General features: G+C 48.7%; 22 protein-coding genes. 9 read left to right on the forward strand and 13 right to left on the reverse strand.

What is annotated here, in order from left to right; all coding sequences use genetic code 11:
- Positions 1-41: 41 nt before the first annotated feature.
- From trpE to MSMTP_RS08410, 6 genes are all read right to left on the reverse strand, one after another.
- Entirely contained in the window at positions 42-1,880 is a 1,839-nt protein-coding gene (trpE, locus tag MSMTP_RS08385; protein ID WP_048178616.1) for an anthranilate synthase component I, read from the reverse strand.
- Positions 1,867-2,610, reverse strand: coding sequence for a phosphoribosylanthranilate isomerase (locus MSMTP_RS08390; protein ID WP_048178617.1), 744 nt, complete (start codon positions 2,608-2,610; stop codon positions 1,867-1,869). The genes trpE and MSMTP_RS08390 overlap by 14 nt, the downstream gene beginning before the upstream one ends.
- Positions 2,607-3,707, reverse strand: coding sequence for an anthranilate phosphoribosyltransferase (gene trpD, locus MSMTP_RS08395; protein WP_048183103.1), 1,101 nt, complete (start codon positions 3,705-3,707; stop codon positions 2,607-2,609). Before trpD ends, MSMTP_RS08390 begins: the two co-directional genes overlap by 4 nt.
- A 35-nt stretch (positions 3,708-3,742) precedes the next feature.
- Complete coding sequence (gene trpA, locus MSMTP_RS08400) at positions 3,743-4,567, reverse strand: tryptophan synthase subunit alpha (protein WP_369799632.1); 825 nt, start codon at positions 4,565-4,567, stop codon at positions 3,743-3,745.
- Positions 4,568-4,642: 75 nt separating this feature from the next.
- A complete protein-coding gene (trpB, locus tag MSMTP_RS08405) occupies positions 4,643-5,893 on the reverse strand; it encodes a tryptophan synthase subunit beta (RefSeq protein WP_048183109.1) in 1,251 nt (416 codons plus the stop codon).
- Positions 5,894-6,220: 327 nt separating this feature from the next.
- On the reverse strand, positions 6,221-7,027 hold the full coding sequence (locus tag MSMTP_RS08410) for an indole-3-glycerol-phosphate synthase (protein ID WP_048178618.1): 807 nt from the start codon (positions 7,025-7,027) through the stop codon (positions 6,221-6,223).
- 205 nt (positions 7,028-7,232) lie between these two features.
- Here MSMTP_RS08410 and MSMTP_RS08415 point away from each other — a divergent pair, with 205 nt between their 5' ends.
- Positions 7,233-7,697, forward strand: coding sequence for a hypothetical protein (locus MSMTP_RS08415; protein ID WP_048178619.1), 465 nt, complete (start codon positions 7,233-7,235; stop codon positions 7,695-7,697).
- 21 nt (positions 7,698-7,718) lie between these two features.
- On the opposite strand, the gene MSMTP_RS18485 is transcribed toward MSMTP_RS08415, so the two are convergent.
- From MSMTP_RS18485 to MSMTP_RS08435, 4 genes are all read right to left on the reverse strand, one after another.
- Complete coding sequence (locus MSMTP_RS18485; RefSeq protein ID WP_082090556.1) at positions 7,719-7,985, reverse strand: M48 family metallopeptidase; 267 nt, start codon at positions 7,983-7,985, stop codon at positions 7,719-7,721.
- Positions 7,986-7,991: 6 nt separating this feature from the next.
- Positions 7,992-8,177 (reverse strand): hypothetical protein, encoded by a 186-nt coding sequence (locus tag MSMTP_RS08425; protein WP_048178620.1) that lies wholly within the window; start codon positions 8,175-8,177, stop codon positions 7,992-7,994.
- Positions 8,178-8,322: 145 nt separating this feature from the next.
- Positions 8,323-8,802, reverse strand: coding sequence for a hypothetical protein (locus tag MSMTP_RS08430; RefSeq protein WP_156153752.1), 480 nt, complete (start codon positions 8,800-8,802; stop codon positions 8,323-8,325).
- A gap of 682 nt (positions 8,803-9,484) precedes the next feature.
- Positions 9,485-10,051 carry a hypothetical protein gene (locus MSMTP_RS08435; protein WP_048178622.1) on the reverse strand — a complete coding sequence of 189 codons (567 nt, stop codon included), beginning with the start codon at positions 10,049-10,051 and terminating at the stop codon, positions 9,485-9,487.
- 940 nt (positions 10,052-10,991) lie between these two features.
- Here MSMTP_RS08435 and MSMTP_RS08440 point away from each other — a divergent pair.
- Positions 10,992-11,459, forward strand: coding sequence for a peptidylprolyl isomerase (locus tag MSMTP_RS08440; RefSeq protein WP_048178623.1), 468 nt, complete (start codon positions 10,992-10,994; stop codon positions 11,457-11,459).
- 396 nt (positions 11,460-11,855) lie between these two features.
- Here MSMTP_RS08440 and MSMTP_RS08445 read toward each other — a convergent pair whose 3' ends face one another.
- On the reverse strand, positions 11,856-13,148 hold the full coding sequence (locus MSMTP_RS08445; protein ID WP_082090557.1) for an IS701 family transposase: 1,293 nt from the start codon (positions 13,146-13,148) through the stop codon (positions 11,856-11,858).
- 447 nt (positions 13,149-13,595) lie between these two features.
- On the opposite strand from MSMTP_RS08445, the gene MSMTP_RS08450 reads away from it, so the two are divergent.
- The 5 genes from MSMTP_RS08450 to MSMTP_RS08470 all read left to right on the forward strand — a co-directional run bounded on the left by MSMTP_RS08450 (position 13,596) and on the right by MSMTP_RS08470 (position 18,717).
- Positions 13,596-15,296 (forward strand): adenosylcobalamin-dependent ribonucleoside-diphosphate reductase, encoded by a 1,701-nt coding sequence (locus MSMTP_RS08450; RefSeq protein WP_048178625.1) that lies wholly within the window; start codon positions 13,596-13,598, stop codon positions 15,294-15,296.
- Positions 15,297-15,376: 80 nt separating this feature from the next.
- Complete coding sequence (locus MSMTP_RS08455; RefSeq protein ID WP_048178626.1) at positions 15,377-16,330, forward strand: DMT family transporter; 954 nt, start codon at positions 15,377-15,379, stop codon at positions 16,328-16,330.
- Positions 16,331-16,393: 63 nt separating this feature from the next.
- Entirely contained in the window at positions 16,394-17,302 is a 909-nt protein-coding gene (locus tag MSMTP_RS08460) for a DMT family transporter (RefSeq protein ID WP_048178627.1), read from the forward strand.
- A 167-nt stretch (positions 17,303-17,469) separates the two neighbouring features.
- A complete protein-coding gene (locus MSMTP_RS08465; protein WP_048178628.1) occupies positions 17,470-18,156 on the forward strand; it encodes an ABC transporter ATP-binding protein in 687 nt (228 codons plus the stop codon).
- 105 nt (positions 18,157-18,261) lie between these two features.
- On the forward strand, positions 18,262-18,717 hold the full coding sequence (locus MSMTP_RS08470) for a PPC domain-containing DNA-binding protein (protein WP_048178629.1): 456 nt from the start codon (positions 18,262-18,264) through the stop codon (positions 18,715-18,717).
- Positions 18,718-18,787: 70 nt separating this feature from the next.
- Here the strand turns inward: MSMTP_RS08470 and MSMTP_RS08475 are convergent, their stop codons facing one another.
- Positions 18,788-19,177, reverse strand: coding sequence for a transcriptional regulator (locus tag MSMTP_RS08475; protein ID WP_048178630.1), 390 nt, complete (start codon positions 19,175-19,177; stop codon positions 18,788-18,790).
- Positions 19,178-19,700: 523 nt separating this feature from the next.
- Between MSMTP_RS08475 and eno the strand changes: the two genes are divergently transcribed.
- Together eno and MSMTP_RS08485 are read left to right on the forward strand one after the other, a co-directional pair.
- A complete protein-coding gene (gene eno, locus MSMTP_RS08480; protein WP_048178631.1) occupies positions 19,701-20,987 on the forward strand; it encodes a phosphopyruvate hydratase in 1,287 nt (428 codons plus the stop codon).
- A gap of 262 nt (positions 20,988-21,249) precedes the next feature.
- Positions 21,250-22,419, forward strand: coding sequence for an ABC transporter permease (locus MSMTP_RS08485; protein ID WP_048178632.1), 1,170 nt, complete (start codon positions 21,250-21,252; stop codon positions 22,417-22,419).
- A 160-nt stretch (positions 22,420-22,579) separates the two neighbouring features.
- Here the strand turns inward: MSMTP_RS08485 and MSMTP_RS08490 are convergent, their stop codons facing one another.
- Entirely contained in the window at positions 22,580-23,395 is an 816-nt protein-coding gene (locus MSMTP_RS08490) for a sulfite exporter TauE/SafE family protein (RefSeq protein WP_048178633.1), read from the reverse strand.
- Between the last annotated feature and the right edge of the window lie 100 nt (positions 23,396-23,495).

A 23,495-nucleotide genomic window follows, 5' to 3' on the forward strand; every position in this document is an offset into this window, starting at 1 on the left:
CTTTTTTTGAATTCTCTTTCTGCTTTTTCGTCCCGGTTTTCTCAGGCTCCCTCTTCTATAGCCCTTAGCATGGCAGCCATTTTCCTTTCGGTCTCCCGGAACTCGTATGCCGGGTCCGAATCCGCAACAATGCCGGCTCCTGCCTGCACGGAAGCAAGCTTTCCCCGGACAAGCACGGTCCGGATAACGATTGCAAAGTCCGCGTCCCCGTTCCAGCTGTAGTAGCCGACTCCGCCTCCGTAGACACCCCTGGGGGAGTTTTCGAGTTCGGAAATGATCTCCATAGCCCGGATTTTCGGGGCTCCGGAGAGAGTCCCTGCGGGAAAAACCGCCCTGAAGGCATCGAACTGGTCACATTCGGGCCTTAGTTTTCCCGAAACCGTACTTTCGATATGCTGGACATGGGAATATTTCAGGACCTTCATGAAATCGGAAACCTTAACCGAACCGCTTTCCGCAACCATCCGGACGTCATTTCGCCCCAGGTCCACCAGCATTACGTGCTCGGCCCTTTCCTTTTCATCCCCGAGCATCCGGGCTGCCAGTTCCTCATCTTCGGCTCCGGTCTTTCCTCTGGGACAGGTGCCTGCTATAGGGTTTGTGATTACGGTCCGTTCGTGCACGGTAAGCAGGGTCTCGGGGCTTGCCCCGACGATTGCCAGGTCTCCGAACTCGAAGAGGTACATGTAGGGGCTCGGGTTGATTGCCCTGAGCCGGGTATAGAGTTCGAAAGGCGACTCTTTAAGCTGAAACTCCCGCTTTCTGGAAAGTACAACCTGGAAGATGTCCCCGGCAAAAATGTGTTCCTTTGCCTGGAGCACCGCCGCTTCAAACCCTGCTCTTTCCGACTCTTCCACACCGGGAACCGGGGTAGGGGGTGAAGTTCTTGAAATTGAGGCGGGGCTTTCCATAAAGTTTTCTTCGCTACCTTCTTCTTCTTCTTCTTCTTCTTCTTCCTTTTCTTTTCCTTCTTCCTTTTCTTTTCCTTCTTCCTTTTCTTTTCCTTCTTCCTTTTCTTTTCCTTCTTCCCTCACTGCTTTTTCAAGCAGGGTGTACAGTTTTTTTGCCTCTGAAACTGCCTGTCCGTAAAGGGCTTCCGGGTCTGAGCCGGGCCTTATGAAGGGTGTGAGCACGATGTAGATGTCTCCTTTCAGGTGGTCGAAGACAAAACTTTTGGAAACCAGCAGGTACTGAAGTTCGGGAACATCGGACTCGAAACCTTTCCCGGTGTCTAACCAGCTGTCATAGATTGCATCATAGGCCGTAAAGCCGATTGCACCTCCCAGGAAGGTCTGCCTGTCAAAACGTTTCGAATTCAAAAGGCCTATCCCGTCTGCTGTGGGAAAAGCAAGGCGGAGGGCATCGAAGAGGTCTTTTCCGGGTGGGACTGCTGCCCTGATGGTATTTTCTCCCGTTTCCGGATCTCTGCAACCTTCCGTGATTTCCTTACGGACCTGCTCGAAAAGGCCGGAAGCTTCCTTTTTCAGGAGTTCGACACTGATTTCCCTGTCTTTTATGGTCAGCACGGCGTCAGGGTCGCTTCCTACAAAGGAGTACCTTGCCTTTGTCTTTTCTTTTTCCACGGATTCCAGCATGTAAGAGTAGCCCGGGCAGCCTTCGCTCTTGTCTGCACCCTTGTCTGCACTCTGGTCTTTGCCCTGGCCTTTGCCCTGGCCTTTGCCCTGCTTTCCTGTCCCCTGCTTTCCTGTTTCCTGCTGGCCTGCGTCCTGTGTCCTCTTCAGAGTCCTGTAAAGCTGCAGGGGGGTGAGGTTTCGGATCATGGCTGAGTCCACTTTTGCCAGGAGCTGGATGATGGCGGGCTTTTCCAGCCCTGAGACAAGCTTTTCGAATCCTTCTTTTCCAAGGTCAAAGGAAAACATCGGCGCACCTCACTTCTTGAATAAAGCTCCGGATTTTCAGAGCATCTTTTTTTCCTCCGCTTTCGACCCCCGAGGCCGTGTCAACCGCATAGGGGGATACGGTCCTTATCGCCTCCCGCACGTTTTCAGGTTTCAACCCTCCGGCCAGGACCAGGGGAAGACGGCTTTCTTCGGCAATTTGCCGGCTCAGAGCCCAGTCGTGGACACAGCCGGTGCCTCCGTTTTTCCCGGCAAGCCCCGAGTCCAGGAGCACACTGTCCACAGTTCCGCTTTCTTCCAGCTCACGGACCTCCTCAAGGAGCCGCTTGGCAAGGTTCCGGAGCTTTGAAGCCCCCAGGCCTGCAGGCACGGAGAGGGCTTTTATGATCGGGAGATCCGTATTTTCCCTTAAGATTTCCAGTTCAGGGAGGGGAAGCCCGGAATGGACCTGCACGATGTCGGGCCGGACTTTTTCAATGAGGGACAGGGCCTGGTTTGCGTTTTCAGGCATGATGACCATTACGGAGTCCAGGCATTTGGGGACTTTTGCGACCAGGGATGCTGCGGTTCCGGCTTCCAGTTTCCTGGGGCTTTCCACCGGGACTTCAGTGATAAAACCCACCGCATCAGCCCCTGCCCTTTCCGCAACTTCGATATCCTCGGGGGTGCGAAGCCCGCAAATCTTTACCCGGGTCTTTGGCCGGGTCTTTGGCTGGGTCTCTGGATTTGGGTTTTTCAAGCTTTTTTTCATGCCTTTTCCCCGGAGGCGGGGCTTAACGAAGGAGTGCCGGAAGCCGGCATGAGGGTTTCTTCGAGGGTGCTCCGCTTTTTGCCCTGTTCGTGAAGTTCGGCTGTGAAAGTTTTGAACTGGTTGAACTTGACCATGACTTTCCCGCTGTCAATGGCGTCCTCGGCAATCGGGATTGCCTGCCTGATGGAGCCCACGATCCCGCTGACGTAGAGGGCCGCAGCGGCGTTCAGGATCACAAGGTCCCGCTTGGGCCCCATTTGTCCCTTGAAGATGCAGAGGAGGTCCCGGGCATTTTCTTTCGGGGACCCGCCTTCGATGTCTTCGGGTTTTGCCCGGAGCATGCCCAGGGCTTCGGGGGTGAGGGTGTATGTTGAGACTTCCCCGTTTTTCAGTTCCGCAACAAAGGTTTCACTTATGTTTGAGATCTCGTCCATCCCGTCCCCGTGCACCACAAGGGCGTGTTCGGACCCGAGTTCCTTCAGGGCCCGGGCAAGGGGTTCACAGAGCTTTTTATCAAAGACCCCCACAACCTGCCCTTTCGCCCCTGCCGGGTTGGTCAGGGGGCCCAGGATGTTGAAGACCGTCCTGACCCCAAGTTTCTTCCGGACACCTGCAACCCGTTTCATTGCCGGGTGGAAGACCGGGGCAAACATGAACCCTATCCCGATTTCCTCAATGGTCCTCTGGACATTTTCGGGAGGAAGGTTCACCTTGATCCCGAGAGCGTCGAGCACGTCGGAACTCCCGGCCATGGAAGTGACTGCCCGGTTCCCGTGCTTTGCAACCGGGACCCCTGCGGCAGCAGTTATGATTGCGGCTGCCGTCGAGACGTTGATCGTGTTCAGCTTATCCCCGCCGGTCCCTACAACGTCCACAAGCCTGAAAGGCAGGTCAGGCCGGATTGTGTTGGCGGCTTTTTTCATGCCCTTTACAAAACCCGCGATTTCCTCGGGCTTTTCCCCTTTGGCCCGGAGAGCCAGCAGGAACTCCCCGATTTCCTCGTCTTCCGCCGTGCTCAGGATCTGGCTGAGCGCGTCTTCCGCCTCCTCAGGCCTGAGATCCCTGCCTTCCTGCAACTTTTTTATGTATGCCTGCATTTCTCCCTGCATTTTTCACAACTCCATGACTTTTTTTATTCTCCTGATTTGCCGGCTTCCAGGATCCCGGTTTTCAGCTCCCTTGCCAGGGTTTCCAGCCTTTTGTTCACGTTCTTCCCGGATTCGATAATCTTGATAAATGCAGAGCCAACAATCACACCGTCAGCTCCGGCTTTTCTGATCTCAGCTGCCTGGCTGCCGTTTGAAACCCCGAACCCGACAGCTTTCGGGATGTCGGTTTCCACCCTGTCAAGCAGCTCCTTCGTGGCCCCTGAAACTTCGCTGCTTGTGCCGGTGACCCCGAGCCTTGAGACCAGGTAGACAAAACCCGAACTCCGGTCCAGGACCTTCTTCACCCTTTCCCCGGTGGTGGTGGGCGCGATCAGGAAGATAAGATCCAGCCCGTGCCTCTCGCAGCTTTCCCTGAGTTCGGAGGCTTCTTCGACAGGCAGGTCCGGAATTATCAGCCCGCTTATCCCTGCTTTCGCTGAACCTTCTACGAATTTCTCAATCCCGTACCTGAATACCAGGTTATAGTAGGTCATGCACACAAGGGGAATTCGGGCAATTCCGCTGTCAAGCCCCTCAACGAGCTTGAAAAAGCGTTCCGTGTCCATGCCTGCTGCAAGCGCCCGCTGCCCTGCTGCCTGGATGGTCGGGCCGTCGGCAACAGGGTCCGAAAAGGGCAGTCCCAGTTCGATGATATCCGTCCCGCCCCTTGCAAGAGCGGCAACGATTTCCCGGGTTGCTTCAGGAGATGGGTCGCCTGCCATCACGTAGCTGACCAGGGCTCCTTCCCCCCTTGCTTTCAGTTCGGCAAACTTTTCGGATATGCTCGGTTTTCCGGTTCCGGCTGTCATTTCAGATCCAGTCTCTGCTTTCATTCCTGCTGACGTTTCAGTTCCTGTCCTGGCTTTAATCTCGGTACTCATCTTTCAGGCCTCCTTCATCTTGCTGAAGACAGTTTCAAGGTCCTTGTCCCCTCTTCCCGAGAGGTTTACTACCACAAGTTCCCCGAGTTCCCCGGCTTCGGCGGCTTTTTTCAGGTAGGCAAGCGCGTGAGAGGATTCCAGGGCAGGAATGATCCCTTCAAGCCTGCTCAGTTCGTGGAAGGCTTCCAGGGCCTTGTCGTCCGTAACATAGCGGGGAGTAACCCTCCCGCTGTCTGCAAGATCGGCTAGTTCAGGGCCGACCCCTGAGTAGTCGAGTCCTGCGGAAACGGACTCTGATTCCAGGATCTGCCCGTTCCTGTCCTGAAGCACTTTCGTCCGGGCCCCGTGCAGGACACCTTCTTCGCCAACACAGAGGGAAGCTGAGTGGAGAGCTGCCTTTTCAGTACGCTTCAGGGCTTTTCCCCCGGCTTCGACGGCAATCAGCCGGACTTCCCTGTCGTCAATGAAAGGATAGAACATCCCCATGGCATTGCTCCCGCCCCCGGCGCAGGCAATCAGGGAGTCCGGAAGCCGCCCTTCCTTTTCCATGATCTGCTCCTTGATCTCGCGCCCGATCACGCTCTGGAAGTCCCTGACGATCATGGGGTAGGGGTGCGGCCCAACAACCGAGCCGATCAGGTAATGTGTGTTCTCCACGTTCGTAACCCAGTCGCGGAGCGCCTCGTTGATTGCATCCTTGAGGGTCTGCGAGCCCGACTCCACGGGCCGGACTTCGGTGCCCATGAGTTCCATCCTGTAAGCGTTCATCTGCTGGCGCTTGATGTCCTTTGCTCCCATGTACACCACGGTATCGAAGCCCAGGTTCGCTCCTACCATCGCAGTCGCAGTCCCGTGCTGCCCGGCTCCGGTCTCGGCAATCAGCCGGGTCTTCCCCATATACTTTGCAAGGATCGCCTGTCCGATTGCGTTGTTCAGCTTATGGGCACCCCCGTGCACCAGGTCTTCGCGCTTGAGGTAGATTTTTGCCCCGTATTTCTTGCTCAAGTTCCTGGCAAAGTAGAGCGGGGTCTCCCTGCCTCCGAAATCCTTGAGGTAATGGTCCAGTTCCTTCAGGAATTCCGGGTCGTTTTTGTACCGCTCGTACCCTTCCATCAGCTCTTCAAGGGCAGGCATCAGGACTTCAGGAACGTACTGGCCCCCGTATTTGCCGTACTTTCCCTTTGCCTGTGCCTTTACCCCTGCATTTGTCCCTGTTTCCTGGCCGGAGAGTTTTCCATGCCCCGGATTTTTGATCTGTGATTCTGAAATTGTAGTTCCTGTCAATTTGATTACTCCCTTGTCTCTTTTCACGGTTGATTTTTTGAAATTTTGATTCTGGAATTTTGATTCTGGAATTTTGATTCTGGAATTTTGATTCTGGAATTTTGATTCTGGAATTTTGATTCTGGAATTTTGAAATTCAGAAATTTTGATTCTGGAATTTTGATTCCGAAATTTTGAAATTCAGAAAATTTTCCAAATTTTTAAAATTTGAAGCAGTCCCGGATTTCTTCAAACCTGAAATCCGAAATTCACTGTTCAATAAGCTGTCACGGCTCCGGAGAGCCGGTAAAAAAGAGGTCAGCAGCGCCAGGCAAGGCTCTGGACAAGTTCTTTTGTTTTTTCAAAAACTGATTCGCTTTCCATTATTACGGACCCGACCAGCACCGCATCAGCCCCTGCATCGATTACCCTGCAGACGTCATCCGTCCCACGGATCCCGCTCTCGCTCACTATAACGTGATTTATCCCGTTTTTCCGGTCGTGTTCCCGGATCAGGGGTGCAAGCTTTTCGGTGGTTTCAAGGCTGATCTCCAGGGTTTCAAGGTTCCGGTTGTTGATTCCGATTACCCTTGCAGGGGTATCGAGAGCCAGTTCCAGTTCCTCTGCATTGTGGACTTCCACCAGCGGCTCGAATCCCTTTTTAAGTGCGAGGTCAACGAAATCCAGGAGATTTTCCCCAAGGACCCCTGCGATCAGTAGGATGAGGTCGCTCTGGGTTTCCTCAAGCTGGAGCCTGTCAATTATGAAATCCTTTCTAAGGACCGGCAAACAAACCGTCCTCCTGACGGCTTCCAGGTTTTCAAGCGAGCCCCGGAACACCTCGGGTTCGGTCAGGACCGAAATCGCAACAGCTCCAGCCTCCTCCATTTCCCACGCCAGTCTTGCAGCATCTCCGGGGAGGATCTCCCTGAAGGCTTTTCCCGGGGAAGCGGGCTTGACCTCCGCAATCACGGGTACCCTGCCTTCGGCTCTGGCAACCGCTACTGCCGAAAGGAAGTCTCGCCTCTGCATACATTCGGGCATCCCTCCAAGTCTAATTTCCGGTCCGAAAGCCCTTATGCGGGTTTTTGTTGTATCGAGGATCTGCTGGATTTTAACGTGCATATGGCATCACTGTTGTATAATTATGTACAACAATGCTTAATATTGTCTTTTATATATAAAGGTTTTGGAACTGGAGAAGGAGAAACTGTAAAAATCGTCGAAAGATTTAGGTAATTTAACATTTATTGAATACAGTGCATCTTTTGAAAAAAAATACAAAAGACGGGTGGTTTAATCAAAATAACAAAATAGCCGGGAGTAAAATATGATGAAAAATAGGGAAGTTACTGACAAAATCGAGCTCATAAAAAGTTACGTAAACAGTAATTCGGGAAAGTGGGTGGAGTCTCCACGGAATAAAGCCTTTGGCGAAAACAAAAGACAAAAATACCAACTTTTTCAAAAAACCCCTGGCGACAAAATTCTCTTTAAGCTTGAATCTGGCAATCCATTATACATCGAGATTTGGAGATTCGAAGAAGCAGTAACATTTCTTGATGCTAGCAAAGGGCCTGTAAAGATTGGTGCAAAAATTTCGGAAAACTATCCCGGAATTTCACTTGAAGATCATTTGAAAAAAATAGCAAAAAGTAAATATGACCGAAGTTCTGATGTAAAAACCGCACCCCACATTGCAGATTTGCTTGTGTTAGCGGATATTGCAGAATTCAAAAGGATAATTCCTGCAAAAGGTAGAAAGGTTCATGGAGTAAAATTAAAAGGGGTTTGATTCCGGTTAAACTCCTCAAACTTAGATCTTCAGCAAATCCCCATGAACCCTTAACCATTCTTTTCTTTCTTCGTAATCCGGCAGGATTTTCTGCACCTCCTTCCAGAAAGCCTTTGAATGGTTTTTATGCTTCATGTGGCAGAGTTCGTGGACTATGACGTAATCGATTATGGACATCTTTGCCATAACGACCCGCCAGTTGAACCTGATCTGGTTTGTTTTTGAGCAGTTCCCCCACTTGTTTTTCAGGGGCTTGATTGCTTGATAGGCTATTTTCAGGGGCTGGATGGTATTTCATTCACTGGGTTTTTCTAGCATGGATTGTTTTTTCAGGTGCAGACTCTTTTTCAGGTACGGATTTTTTCCATCGTATATTTCCTTAAAACAGTGGTCGGGGAAAAGCCGCGCTAAGGCGCGGGAAATGAACGGCGGAATACGGTATTCAAGTTGCTCTGGCTTTTCCTCCTTTTTCTCTCCCAAATTTTTCCCGGTTTCAGGAGTCATATTTTGATACAAAAGATACGGATTATAATCATTATGATCTAAACTCTAATCTTTTACCAGACCTTTGATAAGGTCCGATTTACCCTAAAAAATAGCCCGTGGTTTGAAAAAAGTAAAAAACTCACCTCGCCTTCGAAACCATCAGCTTCACTGACTCATACATCGAACCTATCAGCTCCGTTGTTTCCTTTTCTGCCCCCGGCGTCGAGTTTGCGTCATCCATCATCTGCTGCGGGGATTCGAGGCTTTCGTTCAGCAGTTCCAGGCTTGCATCTATGGTTTCATTGATAGATACATTGACGGATTCATTTGCAAATAATGCGTCAGTGAAGGATTCGTCCGTGAAATTGTTTTCGTTCAGTATTTGCTGCTCCGAGCCCAGGTACGTGAGTACCGAGTCCATGTATTTTACCCCCTCGCTCGTGCCTTCGATGGTCGTTGCAAGGAATGGGTAGTCCGAAGCCCTTGAGCTCAAGGTTGAGTTTATCAGCCTGGTGTTCAGTTCTGCCAGCTCGAGCATCGAGACCATGAAATTGAAAGCCCCTTCCACAGGGACCTCCTCATACTCCGTTGAATTCAGCTCTGTGGAAGTCAGTGTCACGGAAGTGCCCATGACGCTCGTATCGGCCAGCGAAATCTCTCCCGATGAAGCCAGGAGAGCCCCGGCTGCGATAAAGGCTCCCAGAAATATCCCCCAGATGTAAAGCCTCCGGTAATTCTTCAGTCCAGCACCACCTGTACCTTCTATACCACAAGGACCCGCGTGAACCGGCCCCTACTAAAAAATCAGATGGAGCTGCTATAAATATCCGATTTTTATGGGTGGTTTTATTATATTTGGGAAGATTTGAACACTGAAAAAAAGAAGGATTTTGGGGGGCTTTCGTTTATTTTTCCGGAAATTTCGGGCTTAGATGCCGGAATTGCGCTGAAAATTTTGACGGCAAATATAAGTATAAAAATTGAGTGTTGAAAAAAATAGTTAACATTATCTGATTGATTAAATATGAATAATTATTATAATGTTTTAAAAATGTAAAAGCCTGATAATTTTTGAAAAACCAATCGTGTTTATTTCCTCTTCTCCACAAAAACGAAATTCTGTGACTATGCGGGCACGTTTGGCAAATCAGTAGGTCGGAAATTCATTCCTTTTGCATCCCGAATCTTTGATTCAAAGAATGCCCTCAATCTGCCTTTATACACGATACACGATACACGATACACGATGTGCGATACACGATGTACGATTCACGATGTACGATTCACGATACACTAAACCTTCACCCGAAGATCGCCAGCATCCCTTTTATGCTATCAAACATCTCAAAGATCATCGGGGTGGTGGCGTTTGGTTCTCCCAGGGTTGAATTGGCATGTTCGGCCATGGAATCGGGGGATTCGAGGCTTTCGTTTATGCGTGCAAAACTTTCGTTGATGGAATCCGTGCTGACATTTGTTTCATTAACGCCCTGGGGTCCCGAGCCCATGACTACGAGAATCGAATCCACGGCTCTAACCCCGGAACCCGTTCCTTCCATGGTGGTAGCAAGGAAAGGGTAGTCTGAAACCCTGGACTCCAGGGTCCCGTCTATGAGCCTGAGGTTCAGGTCAAGCAGTTCCAGCATTGAGGTCAGGAAACGGAAATTCAGGTCCAGTCCCGGATCAAGGATTTCCGTAAAATTGATTTCAGGTGCGAAACCTGATACATTTGATACACTTGATACATTTATTTCTTCATCGGTTTCATTTTCGTTTTCGAAAACAATCTCTGCTGAAGCCGGAAACGCGATTGCTGTTGCTATAATTCCTGCGATTGCACACAGGCAAAACGCTTTAAACATGTCCATACAAGCGGCCCCCACCACTATTTTTGAAAATTTGTTTGCAACTTATTTACTATATTAAAATCAGAAAAAAGATTATATGAAGTAGAGGATTTATACAAATTTTTTATATAAGTTAGGTTTCCAACAGCCCCCTCATGAGGCATAATCCTCATCATAAACGCCACTTTTTCCCTAACATACTTCCAAATATGAGTAGGTTTCAATGTCTAAATAATCAATAATTTAAAAAAGAAGAAAAGCCTGAATTCAATTATAATATATATTACAAGTTCAATGAAAAAGTTTAAATTGTATATATTCAAATCAAAAATTATTAATCTGCTGTACAAATAAAACCAGGGTAACTCCTTCCAGATCCAACAATATCACTCTCCCTAAACTTGGAAATTCGAATCCAACCGGAACTGCGGGGAGTCAGGGACTAAACACATTAATAAATTTATGACAACTTACTTCTCAAACCCCAAAAGCAAAAATGCCCTGACCAGACGACCAATGGATAAGTTTTTACAGCCTGGATACAGAAAGCTGAAATCCAAAAAACGGAATCATATGGCTTTTCAAACATATTTTTAGAAAGTTGAATCGAAAAGTGCTCAAATCTACTTATGAAAAAAGTAAAAACCTTATATAACATTTCTTTTTTAAAAAAAAGATACTGATTCCCGAAATCTTTTTTTACAACGGAACAGAAACCCGATACAGGTGACCTTCTGCCAGAACACAACTCATTCTAAACAAACATAATTAGTCCGCTTGAGCGTAGCGAAACGGACCTCGTGCTCCCGAAGCGAAATTCGGGAGGCGAAGGATTTACATGTAAGATATGCATACAACGCACAAAAAACAAAAGTAAACACAAAAAACAAAAGTAAACACAAAAAACAAAAGTAAACACAAAAACAAAACATCGTATATAAAGTTCGACAGAGGTTTTAAAATGGTTGTATGGAAGGGAAAAAAAGCAATTTTACACACCAACATGGGTGACATCACAATTGAACTGTACGGGGATATGCCAATTACCGCAGGGAACTTCGCAAAACTCGTAAGCGAGGGTTTCTACAACGGCGTAATTTTCCACCGCGTAATTGACGGCTTCATGCTCCAGGGCGGAGATCCGACAGGCACGGGCATGGGCGGCCCGGGTTATGAAATTCCGGACGAGTTCACCAAAAACAACCGGAACGACAGGGGTACCATCTCCATGGCAAACGCAGGCCCCAACACCGGAGGCAGTCAGTTTTTCATCAACCTGGTTGACAACAACCACCTGAACAGAGGACACCCGGTTTTCGGGAAGGTCGTCGAAGGCATGGACGTAGTCGATAAGATCGGGAAAGTGAAGACCGGTCGCAACGACCGCCCCATGAGTGAAGTGAAGATCGAAAAAGCCGAGCTTGTTTAAGCTTCGGTTTTTTACTTCTCACTTTTTCTTTTTTTCTTTTTCAATTCTCGTCATCGTTTTCCATCTTCAATTCTTGTCTTCAGTTTTCTTTTTCAATTCTCGTCTTCAGTTTTCCGTCTTCAGCCCTTCTATTTTTACTCTCGTCCCCAGTTCGTCTTTTTCAATTTCCTTTTAACTTGACATTGTCAGATTAACCTCTTTTTCCAGATCATACTTTCATATTTCATCCAATTTCCCCTACAATTTAAAAAATTTATATTCTATATTTATTCTCAAATTCTATCTCTCTTAATTGAGAACCTTATCTTCTACAAATTTTCACCCATTTCCACCAGAATTATATACTTACCAGTATCGGGAACAAGAATTCAGCCCATTTCAATCAAATCTCAAATATTATGATCCTTTTAACCTGCTTAACCTTGCCCTAACTCTCATCTCATTATCCTGATTTATTTTCATGGCAAGTTGTGTAGCATTCATCACTTTCAGAGGATTATGAAACTTCATGATTTCAATGACAGCAGGAATTGAAATTTGATTGTGCAACTTTCTGAATTTCATCTGGTATGAGATCAAAATAAGCATTGCAAGCATTACCATCGCCATATGATGATGCCATGCATTCCAGCTTCTAACCATGTATTCATCCATTCCACAATTCTGTTTTGCGTCCTGAAACGCTCTCTCTACCCAGTATCTTGAACTCTGCATTTCTGCAAGCTTTTCAAGTGAAGTATTCTCTGCTGCATTGCAAAGTGAGTGTTTTACTTCCCCTGTTTTTGCATCTTTACTTATGAGAAGCCATAACGGCTTTTCACAAGGAAGCTCATTCTGCCTTCTCCAGACTTGTAAAGCTTTAAAATAGACTTTTTTGTGCCCTCTTTCCGTTTTTCTAACTTTGATCAGTTTCCATTTATCTCGTAAACTGGAAAGTGAACTAACTTTTACAGGAGAAGTATTCAACACTTTGGGTATAGTGGGAAGTCTTCCCCTTGATCCTTTTTTCTCAGGGATTCCAACAACTGGTTCTTCAAGATAAACCTGAGTATTAGAAGCTATATCCGCAACAAAGGTTATACTTCTGTTTTCAAGTTCAGTCAGTAACGTTGGATTTTCTCCATAAAACCCATCCATTGTGACATAGGAAAAAGGGATTTCCTCATTTATTGCGTTATCAATCATTTCCAGTCCAAGTTCATACTTGGTCTGGAACCTTATCTTTTCAGGAGGTATTTTCGCCTTCAAACAACGTTCTTTATCCTCTACCCAGTTTTCAGGCAGATATAACCTGAAATCGATCAATGTTCTCTTGCCTCCTTTAAAATAAGCAAGAAAGACACCAACCTGACAATTGTCTACCTTTCCCAGGTTGCCGCAATACTGGCGTGAGACTCCAACAGAACTGTTTCCCGATTTTTTCATACCTGATTCGTCAAGTATAATAACACCATTTGGACCTATAGTTTCAATGGCTTTTGTTCGAACCGATCGGAGAAGGTTTTTATAAGGCCATGGAGAGTTTGAGAGAAAGTGGCTTAAAGCTTGGTTGTCAGACCTTTTTGAGCTATAAATTGCCATCTTTCTCAGATTTCTCCTGCTTGGCAGGAGAATCAAGCCTTTAAGGTAATCAATGCACTTCGAAATGCAAGAACGAGTTTTTGTTTGAAAACAAGAATCGAAATGCATATCAAAAACGAGTTTTTCTACAGAAATCCGATTTGACAGGATAAAATCAGAAGTTATCTCATTAATGACAACGAATCTATAATTTCAATGTTATAGATTTCGCTGGAAAATCCAAGGGAATGTGACAAAGTCAAGTTAATTATATATTTTTATGAAAAGGCCGGTCGTCTCCGCCGACCGGTGAGTAGCCGGGGTTCTTAGAATCTATACGACTTTCAGGCTCGGTTTTTAAGGAGCAGCTCATAGTTCAGTAATTTTATTTCTCAAAAAAGATCCTGCACAGATATTCGGCTACGATGATAAAAAATCCCGAGGAATATACAACTATACACTGAGCAACTGTGCACTAAACAACTATACACCAAACAACATACACTAAACTTTATTTTTGCTATAGATTGGAAAACTTCGACAGTTGCCGTTTAGTTTAGCGGGAAAGAGGCTTGGATGCCGGGAAAAGCGGAAGGATGGGATGCCCTGACTGCCGAGATCCTTAAAGCCAGGTATTTGCGGGAAGGGGAGAAGACCTGGGAAGATCTCTGCGAGAGGGTTGCAAGGGCGATTGCAACAAATGAAGAAGAGTGCCGGGAATTCAGGGATTTGATGGTCCGGAAAATCTTTCTCCCGAGTTCGCCCACTCTCATGAATGCGGGCACCGAGCTCGGGCAGCTTGCCGCCTGTTTCGTGGTCCCTGTGGAGGACAGTGTAGAGGATATTTTCGAAGCGATCAAAACCGCGGCCCTGATCCAGAAGACCGGGGGAGGCACCGGGTTTAACTTTTCAAATATACGGCCCATGGGCTCTCCTGCCCTCTGCACTGACGGAGTTGCCAGCGGCCCGCTTTCTTTCATGGGGCTCTTCAACGCGGCAACGGACGTGATAAAACAGTTCGGGCGGCGCAGGGGGGCCAATATGGGGATCCTGGACGTGTCCCACGACGATGTTATCTCCTTCATCAGGGCCAAGCGGGTGGAAGGGGACTTTAGCAATTTCAACCTCTCGGTAATGATCCCGGATACCTTTATGGAGCTAATCGAGGCAGGCCGGACAGAAGAGGTCTGGAATGAAAGGACAGGTGTGAAGACAGGGGAAATCTATTCCGAGATCGTAGACGGGATCTGGAAAAACGGGGAGCCGGGAGTCCTCTTTTATGACCGTATAAATAAGGACAACTTCACCCCGGAACTGGGCAGGATCACCGGCACAAACCCCTGTGGGGAAGAGCCGCTCCTCCCCTATGAGTCCTGCAACCTGGGCAGCATCAACCTCTCCCTCTTCGCAACAGCCGGGACGGTTGACCTGGCTTTTCTTGGGGAAGTGACGGGGACAGCAGTCCGTTTCCTGGATAACGAGATCGATGTAAACGCATATCCTATCCCTGAAATCGAGAAAGCCACGAAAAGAACCCGGAAAGTGGGGCTCGGGGTAATGGGTTTTCATGACCTGCTTTTGAAACTGGACCTTCCCTACGACTCCGGCGAAGCCCTGGAACTTGCGGAAAAACTCATGGCCTGCATAGATGAAGCCGCAGTTCTCGAATCGAGAAAGCTTGCGGAGAAAAAAGGACCTTTTCCCGAATGGGAAATATCCACGTGGGAATACCCTATGAGGAATGCCGCCCTTACAGCCATTGCCCCCACTGGCACCATCAGTCTCCTTGCCGGGTGTTCCGCAGGAATCGAGCCCGTATTCAGCTGGGTCTACCGGAGGACGCAGACGGTGGGCAAAGAATTCATGCTTGTCCACCCTATTTTCGAAGCCCGTTTCAGGCCCAGACTCCCGAAAGCTGAATATGAAAGGTTCCTCGAGCACGTCTATGTCCACGGCACCCTGCAGGACCTTGAGGGGCCTGACTCCGGATCCGGGAAACCTGTGTCCGGGGAACCTGTGTTCGGAGAAGAAAAGCGGCTCTTCAGGTCAGCCCTGGACATAGGCTGGAAGACCCACATCGATATGCAGGCAGCTTTCCAGCGCCATTGTCACGCAGGGATCTCAAAGACCATCAACATGCCTTATGAAGCGAGCAGGGACGAGATCGGAAAAGCCCTTGCCTATGCCTGGAAACAGGGCCTGAAAGGCCTGACCATCTACAGGACAGGGAGCAGGGAGAGGGTGGTGCTCAGCCTGAAAAAACCCGAAAAAACCTGAAACCTTCCTCAATCTTCTTCTTTTGTTAACCCTCTATCCTCCTGAAATTATATATACACTAATATACTCTATTTATTATAATGTCTGCCTCGTATAAGCACCACTTTGAGCTCCTGGCTGCGTGCATGATTTACGGTACAGTCGGGATCTTCATGGAATTACTCCGGGACATGTCCGTGAGTTCGATTCTTTTCTATCGGCTGCTGTTCGGCCTTATCACCATTTTCGTTTACCTCTCAATTACCGGCAAACTGGGGCAGCTTTCTTTGAAAAAAAGGAAGAAGTACCTCCTTCTCCTGGGGCTTTTTTATGTTTCACAGATGTTTTGCTATTATTCCGCAATCCGTTACCTGGGAGCTTCCTCGGCAGTCCTGCTCCTTTATACGGACCCCATATATCTTACCTTCCTTGCTCCTCTCCTGCTCGGGGAAAAAAATACCGGAAGGACAATTCTAGCTCTCTTCCTGGGCCTGGTAGGCGTTTTCTATGTAACGAGGCCTGAAGGCGGTTTCGAACAGCTTGATATCACGGGCAATTACCTGAAAGGTATACTTTACGGGCTTCTTGGAGGCCTTTTCAGCAGCGGGGTCATTATCTCGGTCCGCTTCCTCAGAGATGAGTATAACGGCCTGACCCAGCTCTTCTGGCAGAGTATAATCAGCCTTTTCTTCCTGGCCCCGTTTGCAGTCAAGGTGCCCGGGACAGTGCTTGTTGCAAATCTCCAGGCCCTTGTGCTCTTCGGGGTTCTTATTACGGCAACCGCGGCAGTACTCTACATGAGGGGGGTTGCGGGTGTAACCGCTGTTACGGGAAGCATCCTGACCCTGGTAGAACCCGTTTCCTGTATCTTTTTCGACTACACGGTCCTGGGAAGCTCGATACACAGGGGCATGCTGGTTGGCTCCGTTTTCATCCTGGCAGCCGCTCTGGTGGTGAGCCTGGAAAGTTTCGATTCCCTTAAAAAATGGATTTTCGGAGAGAGAAGGCTCTTCGGGGACAGGTGGGTTTTCGAGGCCGAGGCTGAGGAAGAATAAAAGTCCGGTTTTCCAAAAACAGGTTTCCAAAATAATATATATAGGCAGTATTAATTCACGGGCATGCTCACACGGGCAGGCTCTTTCAAATCCCAGTCAGAAGTCATAGGCGGCAGCATCATCTACGGTACGCTCGGGATTTTCCTGGACCGGATCCAGGACATGTCCGTGGGGTCCATTCTTTTCTGCAGGCTCTTTTTCGGGCTTTGCATGCTTTTTCTGTACCTGTTCCTGAGCGGGGGCCTGGAAGAACTCCACCTCGGGAGAAATAGAAAATACCTCCTGCTACTTGGCTTTTTGAATACCGTGACCGGTTTGTGCTTCTTTTCGGCTATCAGGTACAGTGGAATTTCCATAGCTATCCTGCTCCTCTACACGGCTCCCGTATATGTTAGTCTGCTGGCCCCCACTATCCTGGGCGAGAAAAGGAATGGTAAAAGTCTGCTGCCTCTCGCTCTTGCGGTTGCCGGGGTGCTGCTGATAGCCCGCCCCGGAGAGGTCCTGAGCAACTTCGGAGCGGACAGCAGTTTTTTCAAGGGCCTGCTATTCGGGATGCTTTCCGGCTTCTCCTTTGGGGCGGTGATCATCACGGTCCGCTACCTCAAAGACGACTATTCGGGAATGGCCCAGACCTTCTGGCTCACAGGCGTAAGTCTGCTCCTGGTGCTGCCTTCCATTGCCTCTACTCCTTTCCCTCTGGTCCTTGAAAACCTGCAGACCCTGGTGCTCTTCGGGGTAACCATCACCCTTGCGGCTCTCCTCTACCTGAAAGGGATATCCGGGATAAGTGCCCAGACCGGAAGCATCCTCGCCCTGATCGAACCGGTCTCAGGAATCTTCTTTGACGTCACGGTCCTGAAAAGCCCTCTTTATATAAGCACGGTTATAGGTTGCTGCTTTATCCTCACAGCCGCCTACCTGGCGGGCAGCAGCAGGGAAGGAGAAGGAAATCTGGAAGAGCTCCTGCCCTGACCTTTTTTACTGTTTCTTCTCTCTTTGTTTCTTCTCTCTTTGTTTCTTCTCTCTTTGTTTCTTCCTCTCACTTTTTCCTTCCCACGCCCTGCAAAACCCTATACAAAAACTCTTTACATAAGAAGCCCACTAGTTTCAATATAAAAGTTTCAGAAAAAGCGACCGGTATGACAGAAAAAACCCCCATCATCGAACTTAGGAACCTTACCAAAATCTACCAGGACGGGGTGGAGTTCCGGGCCCTTGACGATGCCTGCTTGCGGATCGAAAAAGGGGAATTTGTGTCAATTGTCGGGCCTTCGGGTTCAGGGAAAAGTACCCTGATGCACCTGATAGGCCTTCTGGACACTCCCAGTTCCGGGACCCTTCTGATTGACGAACAGGACGTGACCGAGATGTCAGATAAGGAGCGTTCCGAAATGCGGAACCGGATGCTCGGTTTTATATTCCAGTACCATCACCTGCTCCCGGATTTCACAGCCCTTGAAAATGTGATGATGCCGCTTTTGATCGCCGGAACGGGAAAGAAAGAAGCAAAAGAGGTAGCTGAAAAACTTTTGACAGAAGTTGGCCTGAAAGACCGGATGGACCACAAGCCAGGTGAACTCTCGGGAGGCCAGAACCAGAGGGTTGCAGTTGCCAGGGCTCTTAGCGGCTCTCCGGCTATCGTGCTCGGGGACGAACCCACCGGGAACCTGGATACAAAAACCGGAGACATGATTTATGAATTGCTCAGGAAGCTGAACCGGGAACATGACCAGACCTTCATAGTGGTAACGCACAACGAGGACCTGGCCGGAAAAGCCGACAGGATAATCAGGCTTGTAGACGGGAAGATCATAAGCAGCGCCTGAAAGTACATCCTGAGTAGTGTTTGAATATACAGGCTGGCAGTGTTTGAAAGTAGAGCCAGTAACTTAAGATAATCAGCTAAGAAGGACAGATGTCGAGGGTTATTAATGGAATACGCAAAAGGAAGAATAGGCCGGGTCTTTACCGTCAGGGTAGATCACGGGGATGACCTGATTCTGGAACTGATTAAACTCGCGGAACTCGAAGAGATCGAGTCGGCTGTATTCGTGCTGCTCGGCGCGCTAAAAGAAGGAAAGCTCGTGACGGGTCCGAAAGAAAACAGGCGCCCTCCAATCCCGATATGGTCCGGTTTTGATGACGTTCATGAGATTCTCGGGATTGGAGATATCTTCCTAGAGGAGGGGAAGCCAAAGGTCCACCTGCATGCCGGGACAGGTCGTGAGGACTCTGTAAAACTCGGCTGTCTCCGGGGTGAAAGTGAGGTTTTTATGGTTGTTGAAGTGTTTATCTTAGAAATTGAAGGGATTGCTGCTGAAAGGGTCATGGATATGGAGCAGGGCTTTGCGCCGGTCAGCTTCGGAAGGAGTCATGACCGGGGATAAAAAAGATCTGAAGCGCTGTCCGGAAGAAGACCCGGTTTAATCAATTTTTTCAATTGATATTTTAATCAATTCAATTTTGCAGCACAACTTCCAGTTCCCTGAGTCTTCTGAGGGCAGTCATTTTTTCCTTATTGTCTTTCAGGAATTCATCCTCTAACATCCCTATTATTTTGGGGAAGGGTAAAATCAACTGGTAGTATTTGACAGGTCTGCCTTTTCCCTTGCTCTTCTTTTCTGATCTTTCATCCACCCATCCTCTTTCCTTAAGGGGGCGCATGGCTACGCTTACTTCCGGCTGCCTGAGCCCGGAAACAATCTCTATGTGAAGCGACCTTAGTTCGCTGCAGTCTTTGAGACATACGATTGCCGTGGCTTCCGTTCGCGGGAGGCCTAGGGTCTGGAGCATATCAATAACTGTATACTCTTTTTCGGTTAAAACAACAGGAGAATCGTCAGTCATCGCAAATAAATAATACTTTCAGGTTTATATAATTTATGTAGATAAAATTATTTTTTTAACTTGATTGAATATGCCCCTGAAAAAAATTTAATCCTCTTCTGCTGAATCCGGTTATGAAAAGTTACGGTCTAAAAAGCCGAGAAAATTCCTCTTTGGAATAAAATGTGTTGAGTTTTCCCGAACCAAAACCTTTAATGCATGTATCTGCAGCTAACTTAGAAGCTCCTTTTTAGGAAGTACTTGCGTAATATAGTTAAAATATAGCTAAAATATAGCTAAAATGTAGCTAAAATTATTTGACAGGAACGTTGATAGAAATTATCCGGGAATAAACTAAAAAACCTCGATAGATCTTGACATTCTTGATAAAGTCCAATGGTATTTTCAACGCTAATCGGTAAAAAATTAAATAACATTTTGGCATTCTTACGGGTAAATTAAAAATCAACGGTTAAGTTGAAGGTCAAGCTTCAAATAACAGGATATATCTATACCTAGGTCAGTTATTAGAAAGGGTGAAATGATGTCGTATATCGGTTTACAGCAGGGTTCTGGAGAGTACAAAATCCAAAAGATACACGCTAGGGAGATTCTGGATTCCAGAGGAAACCCCACCGTCGAAGTTGATGTGTTTACAGATAAGGGGTTCGGAAGGGCAGCTGTTCCTTCGGGTGCTTCCACGGGGACCTACGAAGCTCTTGAAATGCGGGACGGAGACCCGAACAGGTACGGTGGAAAAGGCGTACTTAACGCTGTCAAAAACGTGAACACCGTTATCCAGAAGGAACTGCTGGGGCTTGATGTACGGAACCAGCGGGAAATCGATGAGCTGATGATCGAGCTCGACGAAACGGAAAACAAAGCTAACCTTGGAGCAAATGCAATCCTGGGAGTTTCGATGGCTGTTGCAAAGGCCGGTGCCGATTCCCTTAACATGCCTCTCTACCGCTATTTCGGCGGTTCTAACGCTTTTACCCTGCCTGTCCCTACCATGAACGTCCTGAACGGAGGGAAGCACGCAGGTAACGACCTTGCAATCCAGGAATTCATGATCCAGCCCAAGGGCGCCGAAACTTTCTTCGAGGCCATGCAGGTAGGCGCCGAGATCTATCACACCCTCGGGAAAATCCTGGAAAAGAAATACGGCGGCTCCTCGACAAACGTGGGCTATGAAGGCGGATACGCTCCCATGATGAGCGAGAGCACGGAAGCTCTTGATGCCCTGGTACAGGCAATCGAGGAAGCAGGCTACACCGAAACCGAAGTAACCATCGGGCTTGATTGCGCTGCTTCCGAGTTCTATGCGGACGAGTTCTACACGATTGACGGGAAGAAGCTCGCAGCTCCGGAACTCATGGACTACTACATCGAACTTGTAAACACCTACCCGATCCTCTCCATCGAAGACCCCTTCTACGAGGAATCTTTCGAGGACTTCGAGGCCCTGACCAGCGAACTCTGGGACACGATCATCGTGGGCGACGACCTCTTCGTCACAAACATCGAAAGGCTCTCCAGAGGCGTGGACATGGGAGCGGCAAATGCCCTTCTCCTGAAAGTCAACCAGATAGGAAGCATCTCCGAAGCCTTTGACGCCGCAAGCATGGCAGCCAGGAACGGCTACACCGTGGTTGTAAGCCACCGCTCTGCGGAAACCGAAGACACCACCATCGCGGACCTTGCTGTAGGTATCGGAGCCGAGATGATCAAGACCGGAGCCCCGGCCCGCGGCGAAAGGACCGCAAAATACAACCAGCTCCTCAGGATCGAGGAAGACCTGGGTGAAGTCGCACACTTCGTGCAGCTCTAACACCCCATCTTTTCCTTTTTCTTTCCTTTCCTTTCCTTTCCTTTTTCTCCCTAATTCCAATCATCTTCTTGTTTTCTTGAATCAATTCTTTGCGCCCGGTTGCTGTCCTGATTTTTTCATACAAATACCTGCTCAGAAACTAATTTATAATCCGCAAGCAAAGAGTTAGGTACAAAAATTAAATGATCAGTTTCCTTAATTATCCCCGAACTCCCGGGGAGAGCCAGGGAGTTTGTCCTTTAGGGGCAGGGAGTTTGTCTTCATGTATGAACTGGGTATCGCATTCAGACAGGGGTTTTCAAGGCGGAGGCAGACCATCTTTGCAATTATTGCCGTTGCCCTTGCCGTTGCCGTGATTACGGTAATGATGGCTATGATGTCGGGTTTTCAGGGGGAACTGGTAGAATCGAGCATTGAGAATAACCCGCACATAGTGATCTCCCCGGCAGACGAGGAAGAGGAGTTCATACACCTCTACAGGCACACTTCCACACGAATCATGGAAAAAGAAGGTGTTATAGCCGTTTCCCCCAAGTACCTGGGTCAGGCGGCGCTGGAGTTCCGGGACAATGCCGAAGGTGTTTCCCTTGAGGGCGTGGAACCCATGGCAGAAGATGCGGTCATGCGGGTAAGCGAGGACGTCATTGACGGGGATTTTTTTGCCCTTGTGCACAGCAGGCAGGGGATCATACTCGGGGACAAACTTGCGGAAAACCTCGAAGTTAAGGTAGGAGACCGGGTAGATGCTGTTTTTCCGGACTCAAAGACAAGCTCTTTCAAAGTGGTAGGGCTTACCCATACGGGCACCGCAGCCGATGAGGTTATGGCTTACGCAAGGCTTGATTCCGTGCAGGATTTCTACAACGAGCCCGGAGTCGTGAGCACCATCGGGGTGAGGGTGCAAGACCCCTACCAGGCAGAGACAATAGCAGCCTCAATCGAGGAAGAAACGGGTCTGGACGCCGTAAGCTGGCGCGAGGCGAACGCCGATATCCTGGACCTCCTTGAAACCCAGCAGGCTTTCATATATATCTTCTACGCGCTGATCTACGGGATTGCTGGTTTCGGGATTGCCAACACCCTGATAACCGTTGTAGCCCAACGGACCCCGGAGATCGGGATCCTGAAAGCCATGGGAGCCTCCCGGCGGAGCATCACCATTGTTTTCCTTATCCAGTCCGCACTCCTTGGCGCCATTGGTCTGGTGCTGGGCACGGTCCTGGGCTATGCGGCAACTGTTTTTCTCCAGAATTATAAGATTGACATCCCCCAGGAAATGTATTTCGGGCTGCAGACCCTCCCTCTCGAGGTCGAACCCCTTAACTTCGTCTATGCCGCTATCTTTGCCTTCGTTATTAACCTGATTGCCGGGGTTTACCCTGCCAGAAAAGCTGCAAAACTCGACGCTGTAACCGCGATCGAAAGCGCCTGAACCGGGTGATCGATTAAAGCTATTTAGCCACTTTTAACCATGGAAAGCGCGGAAAACACTGAATAAAGGAAATAGGGGCACAATCCTTCCGTGCTTTCCGTGTCTTCTGTGGTTATAATGTAAGTGTAAATATTTACGTTCGGGACTATAGTCTTATTTTTCAAAAAACTCCGATCATTTTCAGCCCGATGTAAATCATAAGGACAACGAAGAGGTGTTTCAGGTACTCGGGATTGACAACATGGGCAATCTGAGCTCCTTTCCTTGCCGCAAGGATTCCCGGCCCTGCCAGCAGGACCCAGTTCAGGATGTTGACGTAGCCCAGGGAGTAAGGTGGAAGCCCGGGCTGTCCCCAGCCGTTAATTATGTACCCTATTGTCCCTCCTATGGACGTAAAAATCATTACGGCAGCCGAGGTCCCGATTGCTTCTCGCATTCCGAAGTGCAGGAGAACGAGCATGATAGGAAGCCCGATCACCCCTCCCCCGATTCCTACGAGCCCGGAAAAAAAGCCAATGAGAATGCCTGCACCTGCGTAAAGGAGAATGCTGGAACTTACTTCCCGTTCTTCAGTGGGGACCGCAGGAGTCCTGTACGTTTTCAGCGCTCCGATGATGATAGTTACCCCGAAAATCTTGCTCAGGACCTCTGCAGGCAGGACCGCTGCCACGGCTGCTCCTCCAAAACTTGCGGCCATGCCGAAAATCCCGATCAGGACAGCAGGCTTCCAGAGCACGGTCAGGTTTCGCTGGTGCTTCAACACTCCACTTATGGCATTTGGCAGGATTACAAAAAGGCTTGTCCCAAAAGCGATCCGAATCGCCAGGTCAGGGGAAATCCCTTCCGCCTGCAGGACCCAGAACTGGACCGGGGACATGATAAAACCCCCACCCACACCCAGGAGGCCCGAGATCAGGCCCGTAAAAGCACCTGTGAAAAGGAGGATTATGAAGTAGAGGGGATCGATAGGGGTCATCTCCAGAATTAATGTTTCCGGGGTTTATGGTTCTTGGGTCTAAATTCGGAATTAAAATCAGGAATTGAGTTTGGCTTTGAGTTTGGAATTCGAGTTTGGA

Origin of the sequence: Methanosarcina sp. MTP4, from assembly GCF_000970045.1 — an archaeon.
Taxonomy (GTDB): Archaea; Halobacteriota; Methanosarcinia; order Methanosarcinales; family Methanosarcinaceae; genus MTP4.